The 21,206-nt window shown below is 41.5% G+C and carries 21 protein-coding genes; 9 read left to right on the top strand and 12 right to left on the bottom strand.

Translation table 11 applies throughout. From position 1 onward, the window contains the following. Window positions 1-5: 5 nt before the first annotated feature. The 3 genes from gntU to gntR all read right to left on the bottom strand — a co-directional run bounded on the left by gntU (window position 6) and on the right by gntR (window position 3,114). Window positions 6-1,364: a gluconate transporter gene (gene gntU, locus LDO51_RS08320; protein WP_225577076.1), complete on the bottom strand. Its 1,359-nt coding sequence runs from the start codon at window positions 1,362-1,364 to the stop codon at window positions 6-8. Next, on the bottom strand, window positions 1,361-1,903 hold the full coding sequence (gene gntK, locus LDO51_RS08315) for a gluconokinase (RefSeq protein ID WP_036955343.1): 543 nt from the start codon (window positions 1,901-1,903) through the stop codon (window positions 1,361-1,363). Before gntK ends, gntU begins: the two co-directional genes overlap by 4 nt. 215 nt (window positions 1,904-2,118) lie before the next feature. Beyond that, window positions 2,119-3,114, bottom strand: coding sequence for a gluconate operon transcriptional repressor GntR (gene gntR, locus LDO51_RS08310; RefSeq protein ID WP_225577075.1), 996 nt, complete (start codon window positions 3,112-3,114; stop codon window positions 2,119-2,121). A gap of 194 nt (window positions 3,115-3,308) precedes the next feature. On the opposite strand from gntR, the gene LDO51_RS08305 reads away from it, so the two are divergent. From LDO51_RS08305 to LDO51_RS08270, 8 genes are all read left to right on the top strand, one after another. Next, on the top strand, window positions 3,309-4,340 hold the full coding sequence (locus tag LDO51_RS08305) for an ABC transporter substrate-binding protein (RefSeq protein WP_225577074.1): 1,032 nt from the start codon (window positions 3,309-3,311) through the stop codon (window positions 4,338-4,340). A 41-nt stretch (window positions 4,341-4,381) separates the two neighbouring features. Next, window positions 4,382-5,341 carry a FecCD family ABC transporter permease gene (locus tag LDO51_RS08300; RefSeq protein WP_423810974.1) on the top strand — a complete coding sequence of 320 codons (960 nt, stop codon included), beginning with the start codon at window positions 4,382-4,384 and terminating at the stop codon, window positions 5,339-5,341. Next, window positions 5,338-6,105: an ABC transporter ATP-binding protein gene (locus tag LDO51_RS08295; RefSeq protein WP_225577072.1), complete on the top strand. Its 768-nt coding sequence runs from the start codon at window positions 5,338-5,340 to the stop codon at window positions 6,103-6,105. The genes LDO51_RS08300 and LDO51_RS08295 overlap by 4 nt, the downstream gene beginning before the upstream one ends. A gap of 11 nt (window positions 6,106-6,116) precedes the next feature. Further along, the gene (locus LDO51_RS08290) at window positions 6,117-6,935 is read left to right on the top strand and encodes a class I SAM-dependent methyltransferase (RefSeq protein WP_225577071.1); all 819 of its coding nucleotides are present in this window, start codon (window positions 6,117-6,119) and stop codon (window positions 6,933-6,935) included. After that, window positions 6,932-7,777: a ModD protein gene (gene modD, locus LDO51_RS08285; RefSeq protein ID WP_225577070.1), complete on the top strand. Its 846-nt coding sequence runs from the start codon at window positions 6,932-6,934 to the stop codon at window positions 7,775-7,777. The genes LDO51_RS08290 and modD overlap by 4 nt, the downstream gene beginning before the upstream one ends. A 141-nt stretch (window positions 7,778-7,918) precedes the next feature. Then, window positions 7,919-9,949, top strand: a complete 2,031-nt coding sequence (locus tag LDO51_RS08280; protein ID WP_225577069.1) for a TonB-dependent receptor plug domain-containing protein — start codon at window positions 7,919-7,921, stop codon at window positions 9,947-9,949. Window positions 9,950-10,540: 591 nt separating this feature from the next. Beyond that, a complete protein-coding gene (locus LDO51_RS08275; RefSeq protein ID WP_225577068.1) occupies window positions 10,541-11,362 on the top strand; it encodes a winged helix-turn-helix domain-containing protein in 822 nt (273 codons plus the stop codon). After that, the gene (locus LDO51_RS08270) at window positions 11,363-11,839 is read left to right on the top strand and encodes a FidL-like protein (RefSeq protein ID WP_225577067.1); all 477 of its coding nucleotides are present in this window, start codon (window positions 11,363-11,365) and stop codon (window positions 11,837-11,839) included. Window positions 11,840-11,985: 146 nt separating this feature from the next. On the opposite strand, the gene LDO51_RS19880 is transcribed toward LDO51_RS08270, so the two are convergent. From LDO51_RS19880 to LDO51_RS08235, 7 genes are all read right to left on the bottom strand, one after another. Then, complete coding sequence (locus LDO51_RS19880) at window positions 11,986-12,840, bottom strand: hypothetical protein (RefSeq protein ID WP_423810969.1); 855 nt, start codon at window positions 12,838-12,840, stop codon at window positions 11,986-11,988. 65 nt (window positions 12,841-12,905) lie between these two features. Further along, a complete protein-coding gene (locus tag LDO51_RS08260) occupies window positions 12,906-13,457 on the bottom strand; it encodes a fimbrial protein (protein ID WP_225577065.1) in 552 nt (183 codons plus the stop codon). Then, on the bottom strand, window positions 13,457-13,951 hold the full coding sequence (locus LDO51_RS08255; protein ID WP_225577064.1) for a fimbrial protein: 495 nt from the start codon (window positions 13,949-13,951) through the stop codon (window positions 13,457-13,459). Before LDO51_RS08255 ends, LDO51_RS08260 begins: the two co-directional genes overlap by 1 nt. 11 nt (window positions 13,952-13,962) lie before the next feature. Continuing rightward, complete coding sequence (locus LDO51_RS08250) at window positions 13,963-14,454, bottom strand: fimbrial protein (RefSeq protein WP_225577063.1); 492 nt, start codon at window positions 14,452-14,454, stop codon at window positions 13,963-13,965. 11 nt (window positions 14,455-14,465) lie between these two features. Continuing rightward, a complete protein-coding gene (locus LDO51_RS08245) occupies window positions 14,466-15,203 on the bottom strand; it encodes a fimbria/pilus periplasmic chaperone (RefSeq protein ID WP_225577062.1) in 738 nt (245 codons plus the stop codon). Window positions 15,204-15,237: 34 nt separating this feature from the next. Further along, a complete protein-coding gene (locus LDO51_RS08240) occupies window positions 15,238-17,718 on the bottom strand; it encodes a fimbria/pilus outer membrane usher protein (protein WP_225577061.1) in 2,481 nt (826 codons plus the stop codon). Window positions 17,719-17,819: 101 nt separating this feature from the next. Beyond that, window positions 17,820-18,398, bottom strand: a complete 579-nt coding sequence (locus LDO51_RS08235) for a fimbrial protein (RefSeq protein ID WP_225577060.1) — start codon at window positions 18,396-18,398, stop codon at window positions 17,820-17,822. Window positions 18,399-19,371: 973 nt separating this feature from the next. Between LDO51_RS08235 and zur the strand changes: the two genes are divergently transcribed. Continuing rightward, on the top strand, window positions 19,372-19,887 hold the full coding sequence (zur, locus tag LDO51_RS08230) for a zinc uptake transcriptional repressor Zur (protein WP_225577059.1): 516 nt from the start codon (window positions 19,372-19,374) through the stop codon (window positions 19,885-19,887). 180 nt (window positions 19,888-20,067) lie between these two features. Here zur and lexA read toward each other — a convergent pair whose 3' ends face one another. Together lexA and LDO51_RS08220 are read right to left on the bottom strand one after the other, a co-directional pair. After that, the gene (gene lexA / locus LDO51_RS08225) at window positions 20,068-20,685 is read right to left on the bottom strand and encodes a transcriptional repressor LexA (protein WP_036955398.1); all 618 of its coding nucleotides are present in this window, start codon (window positions 20,683-20,685) and stop codon (window positions 20,068-20,070) included. A 137-nt stretch (window positions 20,686-20,822) separates the two neighbouring features. Next, window positions 20,823-21,197 (bottom strand): diacylglycerol kinase, encoded by a 375-nt coding sequence (locus tag LDO51_RS08220; protein WP_225577058.1) that lies wholly within the window; start codon window positions 21,195-21,197, stop codon window positions 20,823-20,825. Window positions 21,198-21,206 lie beyond the last annotated feature (9 nt).

The following is a 21,206-nucleotide window of genomic DNA, read 5'->3' as shown; positions in this document are numbered from 1 at the left end:
CAGTTTTACAGGAACGTAAAGAAAATCATCCCAACAATCGCACCCGTCGTGCCTAAAATCGTTTCCATGATAGTCCACGTTTTTAAGGTTTGAGCTTCAGTTGCACCCGTGAACTTACCAAATAGCCAGAAACCGGAGTCATTCACATGGCTCAGAATTAATGAACCACCAGAGATACAAATCGCTAATGCTGCCAGTTGTGCGCCAGAGTAACCTAGCTCACCGATAACAGGCAGGACTAAACCAACAGTCGTTAAACAGGCCACAGTCGCAGAGCCTTGGATAACACGCACTGCCCCCGCTAAGACGAAACACGCTACCGCAATCGGTAAACCTGCACCAATCAGTGAATCACCCAATGCTGGACCCACACCTGAATCCACCAGTACTTGTTTGAATACACCACCTGCACCCGTCACTAACAGGATGATACCCGCTGGTTGAATTGCCGCAGAGCAGACCGCCATCACGCGCTCTTTATCCATACCGTAGCGGAAGCCCAAACCGTAGATTGCCAGCAAACAAGCCAATAACAATGCGGTGAATGGGTGACCAATAAATTCTAACCAATGCTCAACATTCGAGCCTTTTTCCACAAAGTGGGTCCCGATGGTTTTTAAACCGACCAGTAATAATGGGAACAACACGAGGCTTAAACTGAAGCCAAAGCTTGGCATTTTGCCGTTAGAGCTTTGTGGCGCTTGGTAGTCAGCAGGAATATCAATATGAACAAACTTACTGATAAAGCTACCAAACAGTGGACCCGCTAAAATCATGCTTGGAATAGCCGCACACAGACCAATTAAAATCATCCAGCCATAATCTGCACCCATTTGTGACGCCACCAGCATTGGTGTTGGCCCCGGTAACAGGAAGGCTGCCGCTGCTGCCACACCAGCAAACAGAGGAATCGCTAAGCGAACCACATTGTGACCAGTACGGTTTGCTACCGCAAAAACCACGCCGATGAGTAAAACAATAGCGACGTCAAAAAACAGCGGTAATGCACAAATGAGACCCGCGACACCAACAGCATAGTGCGCGCGTTTTTCACCAAAAAGGTCTAATAACTTATGAGCGACCTGATCCAAAGCGCCCGTTTCATGCAGGATTTTACCGAACATGGCACCTAAGGCGACGACGATAGCGAGGAATCCAAGGGTTCCCGCCATCCCTTTTTGCATAGTTGCCGTAATATCTTGGATTGGCATACCGGAAAATAGCCCCGCGCCAATCGAGACAATCATTAATGCCACAAAAGCGTGTAAGCGCGCATACATCACTAAAAATAGCAATAACACCACCGAGCCAACGGCGGTCAGTACCAATGTTAAGGTACTTAATGTTTCCACTGGTGTGTTCATGCTTTATCTCCCGTCATGATTTGACGAATGGTTGCACAGGTATTATCGATAACCTCATTGAGCGCAGGACGGATATCAACTGCATACGCGTCGGCTTCTTGGGTATCGGGTTCTTGCAGTGTATCGAACTGTGATTTCAACATTTCTGGTTTAAAGAAATGACCACGACGGGCTCTTAAGCGCTCTTCAATCACCGCTGCATCGCCTTTCAGATAGATAAAATAGAGATTTTTATTATCTTCACGAAGAATATCGCGATAGCTCTTTTTCAATGCAGAGCACACAACCAGAGAAACTTGATTGGTTCTTTGCATTGCAAAAATGGCACCGTTCAGCGCTTCCAACCACGGACGACGATCATCATCATTCAGCGCATGTCCGGATGCCATTTTCATAATATTGGATTTCGGGTGCAAAAAGTCCCCGTCTAAAAAAGCTGCTTGTAACTGCTGGGCAACGCCACTCGCCACTGCGGATTTGCCGCTACCCGATACCCCCATTAAGACAAATGTGTAGTTTTGATTTTGGGTATCACTCATAGGAAACTCCTCGGGTGTTGAAAAGAGGTTATTTAATTCTAGATTTGAAATTTGATTTAGTTTGTTATTCCGGTGCTCGGCAATAATGTTACCGGTAACAGGTTACGGGTAACATTATTGCTAGTCGATATTTATTTAGCAATTAGATAGGTGAAGAAAACAACGGAACTGTGATGGTAATCGCAATAATGTTTTGCTGACTCGATGCAACCTAACTAGATACTTTCACCAGTTAGTAACTTAAAACCAACATCGAATTTTTTATGTAATAATTTCTCACCGCGCATCCGTGCCAGCAGCACTTCTGCCGCCTTGCGCCCCATTAGGTCACGGGGGGTTAAGATACTGGCGAGTTTTGGCGTCATTACTTGCCCTACGTCATGTCCGTGAAAGCCAGAAATGGCCAAATCATCGGGAACATTGATCCCTAAACGCTGGCACTCAAAAATAGCACCGATAGCTAAGTCATCGTTGGTACAGAATAGCCCATCTGCATCGGGGTATTTTACGCGGCATTCTTGAAGTAATTGCGCGCCAAGAGAATAAGAAGAGCTCTCTTGAGTCATTAAATTACGCGGAATCAGTTTGGCATCGAGCATGGCTTTTTCATAACCTTCCAAACGAATGATTGTCCGCTCATCCTGCCTGGCTCCTAAATAGACCACTTTTTGACAGCCTCGGTCGATCATCGCCTGTGTCATTTTGCGTGACGCTTCAAAGTTATCAATGCCTACCGCAGCATCAAAACAAGGCGAAACGCTGTCCATAATTTCGACGACTGGGATCCCCGCCGTTTTTAACATGCGCAGGGTGCGCTCAGTATGGGTACGTTCCGCTAAGATCACACCATCGATGTTATAAGACAGTAACGAAGTTAAGCGTTCTTCCTCTTTTTCTGCGCGATAGCCATAGTGCGCCAACATAGTTTGATAACCGTGTTTGTCGGTGACGGCTTCAATACCGCGGATCACTTCCGCAAAAACTTGGTTGGTTAATGATGGCAATAGGACACCGATAGCATGGCTTGTGGCATTCGACAAAATATCGGGCGCTTTGTTTGGGATATAACCTAATTCCTCCACTGCGCTGGCAATTTTCCCGCGTAAGGATTCTGAAACTTGCTCAGGATTACGCAGAAAACGGCTTACAGTCATTTTCGTGATACCGACTCGGTCGGCTACATCTTGCAAAGAAGGTCTTTTATTCTTCATATATCCCAGATTATCTATAATACGCCGTTATATTTCGCTATGTTCTGCGATCTGCCTGTGGATATCAATCCTTGATATTGCTTTAAATCACAGAAACATCGACTTTTTAGTTCTATCTCATTTTTGCTGTTGACTCTATTGCCTGACTTCGCTAATTTTCTCGTTATATAAATATAAGTATAACGATATTAATTATGGGCATGAATAGAAGACATTTTATCCAATCCTGCACTGTCCTTGCGGCATTCTACAGTTTACCTGCTTTTAGTCGCAGCCCTGTCGCAGAGGCATTATTCGGTACTTTACCTGCAAACGGTAACATTCAAAAGGTGATCACGGCTGGTCCGCCCGCAGACTTGCTGATGTTTGCCCTCGCCCCAGAAAACATGGTGGGTTTTGCCGCTATTAACTTGAAAAAAGGGAATAGTGAACTGTTTGCGCCACAATGGATGAATTTGCCTGTTTATGGTCGTCTTGCGGGACGAGGTAGCACGTTATCCCTTGAACAATTATTGGCTTACCATCCTGATTTGATCCTCGATACTGGCAATATCGATGAAACCTACCGCTCCCAAGCGGAAAAAGTCGCCAAACAAACGGGGATCCCATATTTGCTGATGGACGGTAAGCTAATTGATGCTCCGCAACAGCTCCGTCAACTTGGTCGTCTATTGAATGTCAATCAGCAAGCTGAAAAACTGAGTATGATCGCAGAACGCTATCTTAGCAATGCGCAGCAATTTGCACTGACTCAACAACAAAAACCCCTCAGTTTTTACCTAGCCAGAGGTGCTAAAGGGCTACAAACCGGCACAAAAGGCTCCATTCACACTGAAGCCATCGAAATGCTCGGTTTTCGCAATGTAGTGGGCATCGATGGATTCCACGGTTTGACCGATGTTTCCATGGAACAGCTGTACCAGTGGGAGCCAGATATTATCATCACCCAATATGATGAATCTGTTGAATTAATCACTCGCTCGCCATTATGGGCGGGACTCAAAGCCGTCTCATCGAATAATTTTTTCGTATTCAGTGGGATGCCATTCGGTTGGTTAGATGGCCCGCCGGGGATCAACCGTTTACTGGGCATGAGACGCTTACAGAGCCACTTTGATAAAGCGGTTGAAGAGACTATCACGCACGATCTCAGGCAATTTTTTGAGCTGTTCTACCACTCATCGCTCACTCAAGAGCAGGTCGACTTACTAATGGAAAGGTCATGACGGCGAGCTGGCTCAACACCAAAACTAAGCCATTCTTATTGATGGCTATTTTGCTACTCTGCTTTCTGATGGCATTAACCAGTGGTAAATACTCACTAACCTTGGAAGAGCTATATCGCTTGTTTACTCAAGCGCCCGTTGATGATCCTCGTAGCAATACGGTATTTTGGCAAATTCGCTTTCCACGCGTCTTAGCCGCCATCTTGATTGGCGGTGGACTGGCGATTGCCGGCGCGGCTTATCAAGGCATGTTTCGTAACCCTCTCGTTTCACCTGATATTTTAGGGGTTTCAGCAGGGGCGGGCGTGGGGGCGGTTTTAGGGATATTTCTCGGACAATCACTGGTTTCTATCCAACTGTTTGCCTTTGTGGGTGGCCTTATCACCGTGGCAGTGGTATATCTGATAGCTCGTCTAGCCCGCCAGCACGACCCGATTTTGTCCCTTGTGCTGGTTGGGGTTGCCGTCAGTGCAATTTGCGGCTCCGCCATCTCATTAATGAAAATTTTAGCCGACCCATATACTCAGCTTCCCTCTATCACGTTCTGGCTACTCGGTGGTTTGTCTTCCATGACTCAGCAAGATTTAGGGTCAGTCCTGCCCATCATGGTAGTGGGCTTTGTCCCTTTATTGATGCTGCGTTGGCGCATGAATTTGCTGAGTTTATCCGATGAAGAGGCCAAAAGTTTAGGCGTAAATGTCACACTCAATCGCACCATTTTGATTGTTAGCGCAACACTGATTACCGCCAGCACCGTGTCGATTGCGGGTATTATTGGCTGGGTGGGGTTGATTGTTCCCCATATTACACGAATGATAGTGGGTGCTAACTTCCGCTATCAACTCCCTGCGGCAATGGCAATCGGTGCTATTTTACTGCTGATCACCGATACGCTCGCTCGCACCATTGCGGCCATTGAGTTACCGCTTGGGATCTTAACCTCTGCCGTGGGCGCACCTTTTTTCTTAGCCATTTTGCTGCAAACAAGGCGGGTTAAATGAGTATTTTAACTTTAGATAATGTGGCGATTGGCTACCACCGCCAAGCCATTATCGAGGGTATTAACCTGCATTTACCTGAAGGTGAAATGACCTGTTTACTGGGCGCTAATGGGTGCGGAAAAACTACCTTAATGAAAACCTTATTAGGGTTACTTCCTGCCATTGATGGGGATATATGCTTGCAAGGGCAATCCATCAGCCGGCTGAAGCACAGAGATATCGCGAAAGTGATTGCTTACGTACCCCAAGCTCATGATACGCCCTTTACGTTTTCAGTGGTCGATATGGTGATGATGGGGCTCACCCCCTATCTCTGTGCGTTTAGCGTACCGGGGGAAAAAGAAAAGGCCAGTGCCATGGAGCAATTGACTCAATTTGGCATTGCTCACCTTGCAGAGCGCTTGTATAGCACCCTCAGCGGAGGAGAAAAGCAGCTGGTTTTAATTGCCAGAGCCTTAGTCCAAAAACCCAAGTTATTGATTATGGATGAACCCGCTGCAAGCCTCGATTTTGGCAATCAAATTCGCTTATTACAGCATGTCGAAACGCTCAAGCTGCATGGGATCACGGTGTTGATGTCCACCCATCATCCACAACATGCCGCCGCTATTGCCGATCATGTGATTTTATTAAATAAACAACAGCAAGCACGGCAAGGCTCAACCCAAAGTATGTTAACGCTTACTAACTTGGCAGAACTTTATAATATCGATGCACCGAGTATTACGGCGCATTTTCAGCTTCCACTCAATTTTACTTATTAAGGCCAAGCGTCATGCTTATTCACCAACTCGATTTCGCAAAAATGTACCAGCAACATATGCAACAAGCACAGCGCTCTCGTAAAGAGCCGGAGCATTGGGATAAAAAAGCCTCGCAAATGGCGAAAAACTGTGCCAATCCTAACGATCCATACTTAATTCGCTTTCGCCAATTAATGGATTTGACAGGTGCAAAAACCTTGCTGGATGTGGGATGTGGACCTGGCTCTATTAGCCTTTATCTCGCTAACCAATTTCAATCAGTGACTGGGATAGACTACAGCGCAGGTATGCTCGAAATGGCCAATATTCGTGCCAAAGAGATGAACGTGACCAATGCACAGTTTAAAACCCTCGCGTGGGAAGATAGCTGGGACGATTTACCGAAAGCCGATATTTCTGTGGCCTCTCGCTCTACCCTTGTGGATGACTTAAAAGCCGCGATGCTAAAACTCAATCGCCAAACTAACCTACGCGTCTATACCACGCACACCGTTAACCCGACATTTATTGATGAAAAAATTATCCGTGAAATTGGGCGCGAAGTGGTAAGCCTACCTACCTATATCTATGCGGTGAATATTCTGCATCAAATGGGGATCCACGCCAGTGTCGACTTGATTAAAAGTCCAAATCGAGGTGGATTCGATAACGTGGATGCATTTATCGACAGCGTAAATTGGTCGCTTAAAGATCTCACCGAAGAAGAAATTGAAAAATTACGTGTTTATTATCAAAAACAAACCGCAGACGGCAAAGCCCTGCCGTTCCCATCCCGCGATTGGGCGATGGTGTCGTGGGATGTGGTGAATGAATCGGAACTGACATTATGATCTACTTGCCTGACACCCTAATTGACCAGCTGCTTCTCGACGATATCCAGTATGGGGATCTCACCAGCCGTGCCCTTGGCTTGCATACCCAGCAAGGCACCATGACCTTTACCTCCAAGCTCGGTGGCTGTGTCAGCGGGTTGGATATCGCCCAGCGTATGCTCACCAAGCTGGGCGTGCACAGCGAATGCCTATTTCGTGATGGGGATATCGTGGAGCCACAAAGCCGCTTAATTAACGCGTCCGGCTCGGTTGAAGCGCTACATCAAGGGTGGAAGGCAGTCCAGAATGTCTTGGAATGGTGCGGTGGCGTCAGCCACTATACCCATCAAATGGTCACGATATTAAAAAAATATCACCCTAATGGGCAGCTCGCTTGCACACGAAAAACCATTCCCGCGACTAAGCCCCTTGCGTTAACCGCGATCCTCGCTGGTGGTGGCATTATCCATCGAGCTGGCAGCGCAGAAACTATCTTGCTATTCACTAATCATCGCAACTGCCTTACCAATCCCGATGATTGGCAGTCTCATGTTGATACGTTACGAGCTTCAGCTCCTGAGAAGCAGATCATCGTTGAAGCCGATGACTATCAGCAAGCCCGACTTGCCATTAATGCCAATGCCGATATTGTGCAGTTGGATAAGCTTCCCGTAGAGCAGATTCAGCAATTACAAAACTTAGTGAATAAGAAAAAATCCCGCTGCCGCTTATCCATTGCAGGAGGCGTTAACCTGCAAACCCTCGAAAGTTTCGTTCAAACAGGTGTTCCTCTGTTGGTCACTTCGGCGCCCTATTACGCAAATCCAAGAGACATCAAAGTACAGATATTTAAATCTTAAACATTCGATAACATAGATTTAAAACCTTATCCTGCGGCTAACCGCGGGATGGTGTTTTATGGCAAAAGCGACGCACATCGTTATATAAAAATAAATATATCGATGTCAGTCGCAGTAAAAATTAACTGGAAATTATGAATAATGAAAATAAAACAAATTACCTATTTGATAGGAATGGCGTTATTCGCAGCACACGGGCAAGCAGCAACCGCTACCCCAGAGAAAAATCAGGCTCAAGCTGACACGAGCCGCGATGTGATGTCGGTTTGGAGTACCCCACTCGCCGCTGATGCTAACGTGATCACTGAGTCGCAAATGAAGCAACTCAATAAAACCAACGTCGCTCAAGCCCTCAGTACCTTACCCGGCGTGGCGATTCAAAAATCTGGTAACCGTAACGAAACTCAAGTCAACGTACGTGGCTTTGACAGTCGCCAAGTGCCTGTTTTCTTCGACGGTATCCCGACTTATGTTCCTTATGATGGCACCCTTGACCTTGGGCGCTTTATGACCAGTGAACTGGCGAGTGTCGAGCTTTCTACGGGGTATACTTCCCTGTTACAAGGCCCGAACTTAATGGGCGGCGCCATCAATTTAACCACTGCAACCCCAAAAAAACCGTTCGAGGCTAATTTAAGCTTCAATCAAGGCTTTGCGCGCGGTTCGGACAATGCTCATAACATTAGTGCCCGCCTAGGTGGTCGTAATGATTTAGGCTTTATTCAAATCAGTGGCAGCCAATATAAGCAGCGATTTATGGGTCTACCTAGCTCTGACGATAATAACCCCAATGCAGGAACTCACGGACGCCGTACTAACTCAGCCACCGATGATAAGCGTTTAATGTTGAAAATGGGCTGGACACCACGAGAAACCGATGAGTATGTGGTCACTTACATTAAGCAAGATGGTGATAAAAATAGTGCACCGAATGCCAACTCCGATAAGCAGCAAATCTGGCAGTGGCCAGCTTATGATAAAGAGAGCATCTACTTTAACGGCACCACCCAAGTTACTGACGGTATTGCCTTGCAAAGCCGCATTTATCACGACTCATTCAAAAACACGCTACACCAGTACAAATCCGTCAAAGATTATCAAAAAGGTATTTATAACTACAGCCGCTATGACGACTACAGCAACGGTGCCGACTTGCGTGCAGACTTTACCATCCGTGATTTAGATATGCTGTCATTTGCCGCACACTGGAAAGAAGACATTCACCGCTCTCGCAGTAATAAAACCAATCCATTTGACCGCTATAAAGATCAAACATGGTCTGTTTCCACCGAATACCAATGGGTCGTGACTGATAAGCTCGACATCATCGGCGGAATTGGCTATGACTGGCGTGATAGTGATGATGGAAAACGCTATGTATACAATAAAAAAACCGGCGCAATGGAAGGCGTTCAACATTATGACAATAACAACCAACATGCCTTTAACTGGGAAATGATGGCCCGTTACCATTTAGAAAATGAAGATACCGTTCAATTCTCTGTATCCGAAAGAACACGTTTCCCAACTCAGAAAGAGCGCTACACCGAAAACAAAATGAAGAATAATGATTCTTTCCTCATTAACCCTCATTTAGATGCTGAACGCGCACTGACCTTTGATTTAACCTACAAAGGGCATTTCACCCCAGTATGGAGCTACACCGCAAGCACTTACTATAACCACGTTTCTGATGCCATTATGGCGCACCATGTAGGCGAAAATAAAAAAGGCGGCGCATTACTGCAAAACCGTAATAGCGGCAAAGTGGATTATATCGGCGCGGATTTAGGTACCACAGGGCAGATCACTGACTGGATGGAAGCGGGTGTGAACTACAGCTATATCCACGCTGACCCGAAACATTACAGCGTACGCCATGTTTCAGAACTGCCCACTCACAAAGCGTTTGCTTGGGTAAAATTTACCCCATATCAACCGATGAGCCTGACGATTACAGAAGAAGCCAGAAGTTGGGCATTTAACTATGTTGATAATGAAGATAAGGTTCGCGGCTTTGCCAAAACCGATGTCCGCGTGGATTATGACTTAGGACATGGGCTATCCGTGAACAGCTCAGTCAACAACCTGTTCGACAAGTCCTATGAATATACTGATGGCTATATAGAAGAAGGTCGCAACTATTGGCTAGGAATTGAATATAAATACTAATACTTAATTATATAAGGCAAGATATTACTTTCTTGCCTTATAATTGGAGAAATAAATTGTCTTATCAATTAATTTAACTTATATATCGAATTAAGTTAAATCACTTAGGATGATTCTTACGAATAGACTCTACTTAATACCCTCAAAATTTAGTTTTATCTACTGATATAACAACAAAAACGAATATATTTATAATAATAAACTGATTATAATGTTTTATATAGTTTATTAATCCAATATGATATTCAAATCAATATTTTTGCTAATTTATAGCAAAAAAGCTCATCTCCGAATACTTGAAGTTATTCCAATCCCTATTTAGACTATACTCATAATTAGATTAATAAAAATATATAAATCCCCAAAATAAATTTAACTTAAATTACACTAAACCACTAATTAATAGTGGCTTAGCTATTGAATTATTTGAATTTCAGAGAGCTGATAGTAACTATGATTGAAAAACATGATTATACAATCGATAACAAGTTTATTTTTGAGCAAAGGACAAGTCGTATTTTTCTAAAAGATGATCCAGATCAACATATTTAATTATCCAAACCTGCCGCTCGATTATTTGGTGAAATCCTTTTGTTAAATTTAAAGAAAGGAATTGCTACTCGAGACGAACTTCTTACAAATGTTTGGGAAGAATATGGTCTGGTTGGCTCAAATAATAATTTAAACACCTATATCAGTGAAATAAGAAAAAAACTCGAGCTGGTCGGTATTGATCCAAAAACAATTGTTACGGTTCCTAAAAAAGGATTTAGAATCGATAGCCATCTATCCAGTATTGCAATGGATAATGATAACAAAAACACTGTATCCAGTGAAATTATCACTTCAGATAATTATGGTATAACAGAAACACTTATCACCCCATCTAAGAATTTACTAATATCTCAAAATACCGAACTGACAAAAGTCTCTATTTCAGATGGTGTGGATCAAACTGTGGTACTTGACACTTCAATAAGTAGCAATGCTGATGATTCAAAACCAAAATCCATTGCAACTTCAGAAGTAATTACCACTAAAAATGGTAATCTAAAAGGTAAAATACTTTTAGTTGCTATCATCTCACTCATCTTAATTGGATTATTTTACTTGTTTATCAAGCAATTGAAGCCAAATGGTAATGAAGGGAATAGCTATACAACGTTTGGAAGCCGAGGTAATTGCGTATTTCAATCTCCCATCAAAATGAATGAACAAGCAAAAAAAACCAATCTCGATTTTATTAATAAAAAGCTAGATAAATATAATATTGCCTGCGAAGAACCAAAGCGAATTATTGTTCTTTCTGATATCAATACCTCTTACTCATTCGATAAAAATGCTGCAATTAGCGTTTGCAAAGAAAAAAATAATAAGTTTGACTGTATTTCCATTAACGATCAGAGAATTTAAATGAAAAAGTATCTTATTACTGCAGCTCTAGCGGCGGTTATTATCCCCATTACCTATGTTACCTTTGCAAAAGATAAAAATAATGTAAAACTTTGTCATTCTGAAGTTGTTTGGATAAAAGAAAATGGCACACCGGATGGCATTACCCTTAAATCTAAAATTTCATTACAGGTTTCAGATAATCATAATGGCAGAATGAATTTTTATGGTTATATAAAAAACCAAGAAACAACTTATCGATTAGATCGTGCTATTTATTTTTCCTATACACCTGTAGATAATAAGGGTAATTACTCAATCGTTATGAATTCTTCATCAGTGACAAACTCTGATAGTACCCCCAATGAAGTATTCTCCAATTTCATTCAATTGGAAAAAGACAAAATAAAATATTATGTGAATGTTACGAGAATGGAAGATAATGTTTATATTTTGAAGGATGAGGCCTATTCTGCCTTCACTTGTTATGTTGAATAATCATAAATTTTAATAAGATCTATATTAAAAACATGTACTTTAGAATAAATAAAAAAGATAAAAAAAAGCCTACTAACATTTACGTTTAAGTAGGCAAAACCGTCAACATGGGAAAATGACGAATACAAAATTCTTAACGCTTTACATCATGGAATGGTCATTACCAGTGTAATCACACCACTAAAATTACCCGGTTCAACCGTACCATTCGTTTTCAATACAGATTCTACCGTCACAATCTCATTCGTATTTGCTCTTGCATTGATAATGGTGCCAGACCATGCAGGTTGACCGTTCAATGTCACTCGTGACATCAGCTCACCATTCGGACGTAAATTCACATACTCTTGCAACATGTTTGAAGAAACTTTTACTCGCATATTTTGGTTACAAACAACAGAGAAAAATCCACTCTGCTTATCTCCATTCAACTCCCCAATATTCAATGTACCGTGGTCTAATTCCATTCGGTTATTTGCAACATAACTGAAATAGCACTTACCAGCAGGTGGCGGCGCAATACCACAGATTCCACCGGGTAACATTTTCGCAGAGCCACTAGTGCGGTTTGTATCTAAAAAGAAACCAACACACTCATCTGCTTTAATAGATCCGGAGTGGCGGGTTTCCCCTCGTTTAGGAAAACTCAAACCACATTGGCTTTGCGCTGCATCGATAATTGATTGCATCGTTGGGTAAGTCGCAAAATTTATGGAGCACTCCCAGTCTTTACGAGACCCGGCTCCCCCAATATTTGGAGATGTATGTAAATGGTTAATCGTAAAATAACAGTTCTTAGCACCTCCTGAACCGAGAACAGAAACACATGGGTTTGGTTCCGTAGGATAGCTCGCGTTCCAATAATCAAATTGGTAATAATAGATATGACTACTACCTGAAGAGACAATATTTTCAACATATGAGAAATACGTCGACCCATAACCAAGGGAGCTTATAAAAAGCAACGGTATTAAAAATAACCTTTGAATTCGTTTTCCCATTTCAGTTCTCTTTATTTACTTAATAAAGCTTAGTTAAATCAAAGATGTATACTTTGATAATAAAGTTATTCGTACTCAAATATAAATGTTGCAGTGGCTGATATTTTACCGACTTTCACTTGTTTATTATTCACAACATCCGATGTTGCTTTGATAAATGAATTAAACTGTAATTCATTTTTACCCGCTTTACTGATTGGCATTAGCGATGAGAATTGGTTAATTTTCATCGGAGTTCCATCGGTTAACTCAATAAAAATACCTAATCCTGGGTTTAAATCACTGCCTGTCAACGCGAGGGAGCCTGGCAGCAATAAGTTTTCAGTTCCTGAGAATTTCACTTTCAATTTTTGTGCAATGGTCAAATCGCAATCTGACAACACCAACGTGAAGGATTCATTAGGAAATTGAAATCCCGGCTCATAGATATCCAGCAACCGGATATCACCAAAATCGACTTCAACCTTTGAATTTTCTGGTAATACCACACAAGGTGCATTTACCAGCGTCCCTGTTATTTTCATATTATTCTGTGCCGCTTGCGCAGGCATCGCTGCTACCGCAGCGAGGTTTCCCAGTAATGCAAATAAAATTCCAAAACGTATTTTCTTATTCATTATTGGTACTCCACCAGCATGGTTCCGTTTGCAAGAAAGTCGCCCGTTTTCAGCTCTTTATTACCATCACGAACCAATACAGCCCAAAGTATCCCAGGGTTACTTGGGTTAATTAAATATTTTTTGCCTAAATCTAAAGTTTGATCGCCCAGTTGAAATTTAACCGCGAGGTTAGTAATGCCTGTATTCAACCCGTTGGTATCAAACGTACTTTTTGCGCCATTTAACGTTAAATACATGGCCCAGTTGTTCTTGTTTTCTTCACACTGGATTTGGTAATTCACTTGTCTTTTTTGGGCATTACCTTGGATGGATTTAATAGAAACGTTACCAAAATCCACTTCAATATCTTTACCATTATCAATATGGCACGGCGGCGGAGTGATTAAATTACCTTGAATTAAAATGTCTGTTTCGTTATCTCTCGCCGTTGAAGAGAAAGGGAATAAGATAAACAGTAAAAACACCCCAATAAGTTTATAAATGTCCCGCATGTTTATCACCCTTATTGATACTCGACTTTGAGTGTTGCATTGGCCGTAAAGGCTTTCGCTGGTAAATCAGCGCCACTTTTCTTCACCAATACCGCAAATAATTTAGCTGGTGATGCAAAGTTAAAACCACGCTTACTCTTTAATGGGAAATCAGTAGCATCCGCCTTAAAAAGGACACCGAGATTATCGACACTCGTTTTAAGCACCCGCTGGTCAAACGCTGCGGGTGTGCCGTCAATATACATATTCAATTTTGGTTGAACGCCGTCTTGACAGGTAATTGTGTACTCCATTGGCTGTTTATACACTTCACCTTCAATACGCGTAGTCATGACATCACCAAAATTGACCTCTATGGCTTGTCCATTATTAATCTGGCAGGGTTTGGATAAGACGACACCTTTAATTTCTATATACAGGTAGCCTGAAAATCCAAAGGCACCTGACGTAAAAAGAGTCGATGATATCAATAATACCTTGGCTAAATTTTTAATAGACATCATAGCGGTAGACCTTATTTTCTAGGTACGACAGAACACTCAACCGCGCTGCAGTTAAATTTCAAATCAATCGTACCGCCAAAATCATTGAGATATACTAAGGTTGGTGATGTCCCGATATCCCCTGTATTTTTGCCTAAGCTAGTTTCACCACGTGGTGGAACCATAATAGGTTCAAAATTAGCAACTTCCGTCTTACCTTTGCTGAATTTAGTAACTGATAAGAAGTAAGGTGTTGGGTTTTTGACTATATATCCACTACCTTGTTTCACCAGTTTAATGTCATTCTCTTGAGGAATAGTTTCCAGTCTTTCGTTCGTTGCAATCGCTGCAGGACGATAGAACAGTTTTATTTTTGTTTGTAACGCAATTTGTAATACGTTGGCTTTTTCACTGCGCGGTGGTATTTCTCTCACATTTAGGTAATAAACGCTTTCCTGGTCTTTCGGTAATTTAGCGATAGCAGGCACAGACTGGATTTTAATTTGGCTTTTTGAATCTGCCTCAAGTCGGTGTACGGGCGGCGTCACAATAAAGGGTGAATTTACTTTTTCATCTTTATCGTTTTCTATCCATGCTTGCGCCAAATAAGGACTGATTTTGTGTTCATTACTTAAACCTACGCTCACTGATTTATCGCCCTCGTTGTAAATAACACGAGTTCTATCAATAGCAATGGCTGCATAAGCTGATTGAGCCAGTAATGAGGCGCTTAAGATTGCGACCGCATTTCGTTTAGTTAATAAATTCATATTTTCACCGTTGACGTTAAAATTTTTTTTTTAATTATTTACATGGTAGTAAAACATCATGCTCCATGTTGCTATCTAATTTTTCAGGCAGTTGAATATGACATGAAGTATCATCACCCCACACCACATCAAGCGACTCTGATGGGTTAACACCCGCTAAATAAACAAAACCTTTATCTGAAATAATTCCAATTTCTACTTTCTTCGCATTTTTCACTGAAGCCCCAAATGGTGGGTAGCTTCCATCAGCTAAGCTGATAATTCCCATTAACTTCTCACCCGTGATGACATTAAATTTACGGTAACCAATGGCACCTTCTGTCAGGGTTGCATACTGTGTGGATTGCAATGCTTCTGCATTGTCTGGCACATTTTTCAAATCAATATTTAAGTTATTACGGTTGTAGTCCATCACGCCAGTGATTACCGCTTTACCGTAACGGTTAGTTTTTATTGGCGTTACGCCATTTAAGATGGGCACATCTGCGACACCATTAGTATCGACTAATATTCTGGATCCGCCACTAATTGAGTTATTACGGTGTATCGCACCACCTTCCGGCGTCATTGTCATGCCGCCTTTTAACTGCATGGAAACCGTAGTTTGGTTATCCTGAATATAGGTACCACTCAAATTCAGCTGGCTTCTATCGCCATCGTAACTATATGTACCCGCGGTCGTGAGTTTATTTTTATCCCAGTTACCTGCAGATACAGAGTAAGAAGAGCGATTATCAATTCGGCTATAATAGTTAACGTTGTTGGTGTTATTCCCCCCAGAATAGGAACCGGAATAGCTTATGCTCGACTCATTTTTATTTAACGGGATCATCAGGTTTAAATAAACACCATCATCATCACTGTCACGTGATTTCGTTTTATACGCCGTTAAGCTCAGGCTAATATTTTTAACTTTGCCAATATCGAAATAGTTTGAAAGTGTAAAGTTATACTGGTTCGTTGATGCTCTATTCCAATAAGTTTGGTGCGAATAGTTCAAATACATGTTGGCGTTATAATCAGGGAACGCCGTACCAAAGATAATGGTATAAAGTTCTTTACCACTATCGACCATATCACCTTTATAGCGACGGTCAATAAACTGGCTCATTGACATATAATTTCGTTCAGAGAATCGATAACCCGCAAACGTAATCTGACTGTTAATTTCGTCAAACTGCTTAGAATACGTCAGGTTATAAGAGTTACCGGTTAACGTTTCATTGTCATCCAGTCGACCCATTTGCGCACGAGAAATATTGATGTTTCCTGATAACACACCAAATGGTGCAAAGTCACGACCTAAACCAAATGCAACGTTTTGATATTCAGATGATGCCTGTAAACCACCATAAACCGTGATATTGTTTGTCGCTCCCCAAGAGAGCGATCCCATGCTAAATGCAGGACCTTGAGTATCATGGTCATCTTTAGTCGGTTTACCCATCACAAATTGATAAATCAGCTGTCCAGGGCGCGTTAATGTACCCAATCGAGAGGTTTCTACCCGATAGCTGCTTGTTGTGCCATCTTGTTCTTGGATCACCACATCCAGCGTACCACCACCGAATGAGTTCACATCCTGAATACGGAATGGACCAGGGCTAACTTCTGTTTGATAAATAATACGGCCATCTTGTTTTACCATGACTGTCGCATTCGTTTTTGCAACACCCGCAATTTCAGGTGCATAGCCTTGTAAACGAGGTGGCAACATGGATTCATTGGTTTCTAAACTCGCACCAATATAACGAATACTGTCAAACAGGTTTGACGCTAAGTATTGCTCCCCGAGCGTCAAACGCGCACTCAGTGAACGAATCGCTCTATAGGCGTATAATTGGTTCCAAGACCATGATTTACTGCCTTTATTCAGCTCACCATTTTGAGTTTGCCAATCAGCACGCAAACGCCATGCACCGAAGTTTGCCCCCATTGTCCCTGTGGCCGTCAGACCTGATTTCGTTCCTTTATCGCCGGTTTGTTTATTAACAACGCGTCCTGTCGCATTATAGTCAATAAATGCGCCCACAATCCCGTCATCCCAACGTGATGGTGGGTCCCAATCAGGGTCTGAGTACTCCATGTAGGCCTGAGGAATATTGAACTGTACAACGTTCTTTGCCAAATCTCCTTGAATGGTCATATCCGGAACTGAACGAATATCCAGACATTTTCCATCATCGAGCCATTTTACTTGGCTATTCCACTCCTTTTTTAATCCCAATAGCGTATAAATTTCAGGCGTGATACATGCCAACGAAATTTTGTCGTCGTAATTAGGATTAAAAAAGGTGATAGGTTGTTCCATAGAAACTTTAGCGCGGTTAACTTCAATCGCTAAAGAGTAATCCCCAGGTGGGACATAGTTGGCGTGAGAGAACTTACTGAAGTCAACGTTTTCTTTACCTTCAGAATCAATGAAGTCAGTGTTAAAATCAACAGCCTCTTCAGAGAACGCAACCATTGGCGTTAACATTAAAAGCATTAATTTTGTAATTAGATTTAGCTTCATGCTTTTCATTAACTATGCGCCTATACAAATAAATACAGTGAAGACGATATAAGAAATATGGCGTATGACTACGCCATATTATTCTCTATAGAAACTGACTATTATTGGTAAACAATTTTGAAGTTAGCTACAGTGTCAAAACGACCTGTTGTAGCTTTCTGAGTTGGGTCTTCGTTACCTTTAACGTACGCTGCGAAGTGCAGAGTAGTTTCTGAACCGTCACCATTGTTTAACGCATAGCCGTCACCAGTACCTGGGAATGCTTTACCGAATTCAACGATTTTGTCAGCGCCGTTAGTGATTACGATACCAGCGTTTTTAACTTTACCGCCTAAGCCCAGTAAGTCACCAGTGAAGCCTTGGAAACCATTTACTGTAGAACCAGTAAATGTAATTTTTGCGTTTTTGTAAGTTTCAGTAGAGCAGTTTTTTAGCACGATATCGAACGATTTGCTGTCTGAACGGAATTGGTTAGAAGTCAGTTCGTGTAACGCGATTTCGCCGAACTCAACTAATTGCTTCAGGTTGTCAGCATCGATTGAACATGGAACGTCGTTAATGAAACCAGTAAAACGGATTTCACCTTGTGAGCTTTCTACTGGATCTGCAGCTAAAGCAGCACCAGAAACGCCAACACCTAAACCTAAAGCTAGAGTTAATGCTAATTTATTCAGTTTCATAAAAGTTTTCCTTTAAATGAGTAGGAACTGCTATTTATCTTTTTCTCTTTCCTGTTTCCACTGATACAAAATTAAGTCTATTTACTTAAGCGGTATATCATTGGAAATTCCTCTAGCTTTCCTACTTGATGAATTTCATTCAGGTTAGAGATCTTTTTATATAAACGAGATCCATCCCATTTATGTGATTTAAAAAACAGAGTTCATTAAGCCAACATTCTCAATTCTCACTTCTAAATTAATTACTGAGTCATTCACTAATTAATTAAAATTGATATAGAACACCAAATGAATTCTGATAACTACCTTGTGATATTTTCTGATGTCAATTCTACATACGTGAAATATGTTGTCAAAAACCACTCAAATAAAGCGTTAGCTTGGTTTTTTATATCAACTAAAGACATACAAACAATTTTTATGTGCTGAATAAGGGGTTAAACCTGAAGAAATGATGAATTACTTAGAAAGATTTATATGAAGACTTCATTTTGCATTTATAAAAATGTCCAAATATTGCGAAATATTTATAAATATAAATATCTATATTTACATTAATATATGTTTTAATAATCCGACGAAATGCCAATTTATCAGATTTAAAACCTGATAAATGCCTTTTTTGCACCAATACTCGCTACATAAAAAAATGAAGCTAGGATAAGTCTTAATTAAAATTAACGTCAAACAGTAACAATTAATTTCAACACTTGTTTTTATTTGGTTAAATTTAGTTCTCAATGGTTAACTAAAATGTAGCAATTGATTATTTATTTAAAATAAAAAAAACCAACTTTCAAATAAGACATTCATTCTTTATTAACGCCACTTTTATTAAAGTTAAAATTGCGTATTCAATTTGGTAAAAAAAATGTTTATTTCATTAACACCATTTCAAACACAACAGAAATGGAAGTTATGGTAAACTAAACAGCAATAAAAACTTGAAGCTATCTAAGTGAGGCCAAACAAGATGAAAACAATCAGTGAAGACAAGCTGCTTACGACGGCCGAACGTATTTGCCAGTCTCGAGGAGTGCGATTGACCCCACAAAGAGAGACCGTCCTACGGTTAATTGCGCAGCAACACGGTGCAATCAGTGCTTATGATTTGCTCGATTTGCTGCGTGAAATAGAGCCTCAGGCTAAGCCACCTACCGTTTATCGCGGTTTAGAGTTCCTCATGGAACAAGGGTTCATACATAAAATTGAATCCACGAACAGCTATGTGGTTTGCCACCATGTTGATAATCCAAGCCATATTTCCGTGATGTTGATTTGTGATAATTGTGGCAATGTGACCGAAAGTGACTGCACAACCATCGAGAAGGCAATTAGCATGCTAGCTGAAGAAAATCATTTTCATCTCAGACATACAGTGGTAGAAAACCATGGTTTATGTCAAAAATGCTCTGAAATTTCCAATTGCCAAGACCATGAACACTGTGAGCATGATCATCACGCCACAATCAGTTCAAAAAAGAAGTGATATAAAAGAAGTGATATAAAAGAAGTAAAAGAAGTAAAAGAAAAGAAGCTAGATAGCAACACGGAAGATAGCTATATATAAAGAAGAGCAATATGAAAATAGCGATATATAGCTATATAAAGAAAGGATATTCAAAAGAATAGAGATATTGAGTCTGCTGCCAGACTCAATCACTCATCATCAATGCCAGTCACTGTTACGGATAACCCCAACAGCCAGCCCTTCGATGGTAAAATTCTGTTCGCGTAAATCAACCACGATTGGTGCAAAATCAGAGTTTTCAGCAATAAGCTCAACGCGATTACCTTGTTGCTTAAAGCGTTTAACAGTGACTTCATCTTCGATACGTGCCACAACAATTTGCCCATTATGGACATTCTGCGTCTTATGTACCGCAAGTAAATCACCATCCATGATACCGATATCTTTCATCGACATACCATTTACGCGTAATAAAAAGTCTGCGTGTGGTTTAAATAATTCTGGGTCGACTTGGTAATGGCTTTCAATATGTTCTTGTGCAAGCAATGGTTCGCCGGCAGCAACACGCCCAATCAGAGGAAGCCCTAAATCTTCGGATTCCTCTTCTAATAACAGACGAATGCCTCTGGAAGCTCCAGAAACAATTTCAATTACCCCTTTACGAGCTAAGGCTTTTAAATGTTCTTCTGCCGCATTAGGCGAACGAAAACCCAAACTTGCTGCTATCTCAGCGCGTGTTGGTGGCATGCCCGTTTGCGAAATGTGGTCACGCACCAGATCGTAAACTTGCTGTTGTCGAGCTGTCAGTGCTTTCATCCCGTTCCCCTGTTTGTTTATACAGTCAAACTGTGAGTATATACAGGTAAATGGGTATTGGGAACTGTTAAATTAGCCAAAATTTGCATTTGTTGATGAATTTCTGGCTTTTTATCTCTTTTATGGTTTTTAGCCCATTAAACCGTAAAATAACGCGCCCATAATACGGTTCCCCAGATAAATAGCGCCAATCCTATCGTGACGAACACGGCTGCCGAGCCGATATCTTTCGCCCGCCCAGATAATTCATGGTATTCACTGCCAATACGGTCAACAACCGCCTCAATTGCACTGTTAATTAACTCAACAATTGCGACTAGCACGACTGACCCAATCAACAAAATTCTGTCAATTTGGCTAACATCCAAGTAAAACGCTATAATTATCGCAATGATAGCAGCAACCGCTTCTTGACGGAATGCAGCTTCATTTATCCATGCTGCTTTTAAACCTTTCAGGGAGTATCCAGCTGCTTTGATGACCCGAGTGAGTCCCTTAGTTTGACTTGCCATATTTTTTCC

Source organism: Providencia alcalifaciens (assembly GCF_020271745.1).
GTDB lineage: Bacteria > Pseudomonadota > Gammaproteobacteria > Enterobacterales > Enterobacteriaceae > Providencia > Providencia alcalifaciens_B.
Note: the sequence above shows the minus strand (reverse complement) of the source record. Positions and strands in the feature narration are given on the sequence as shown.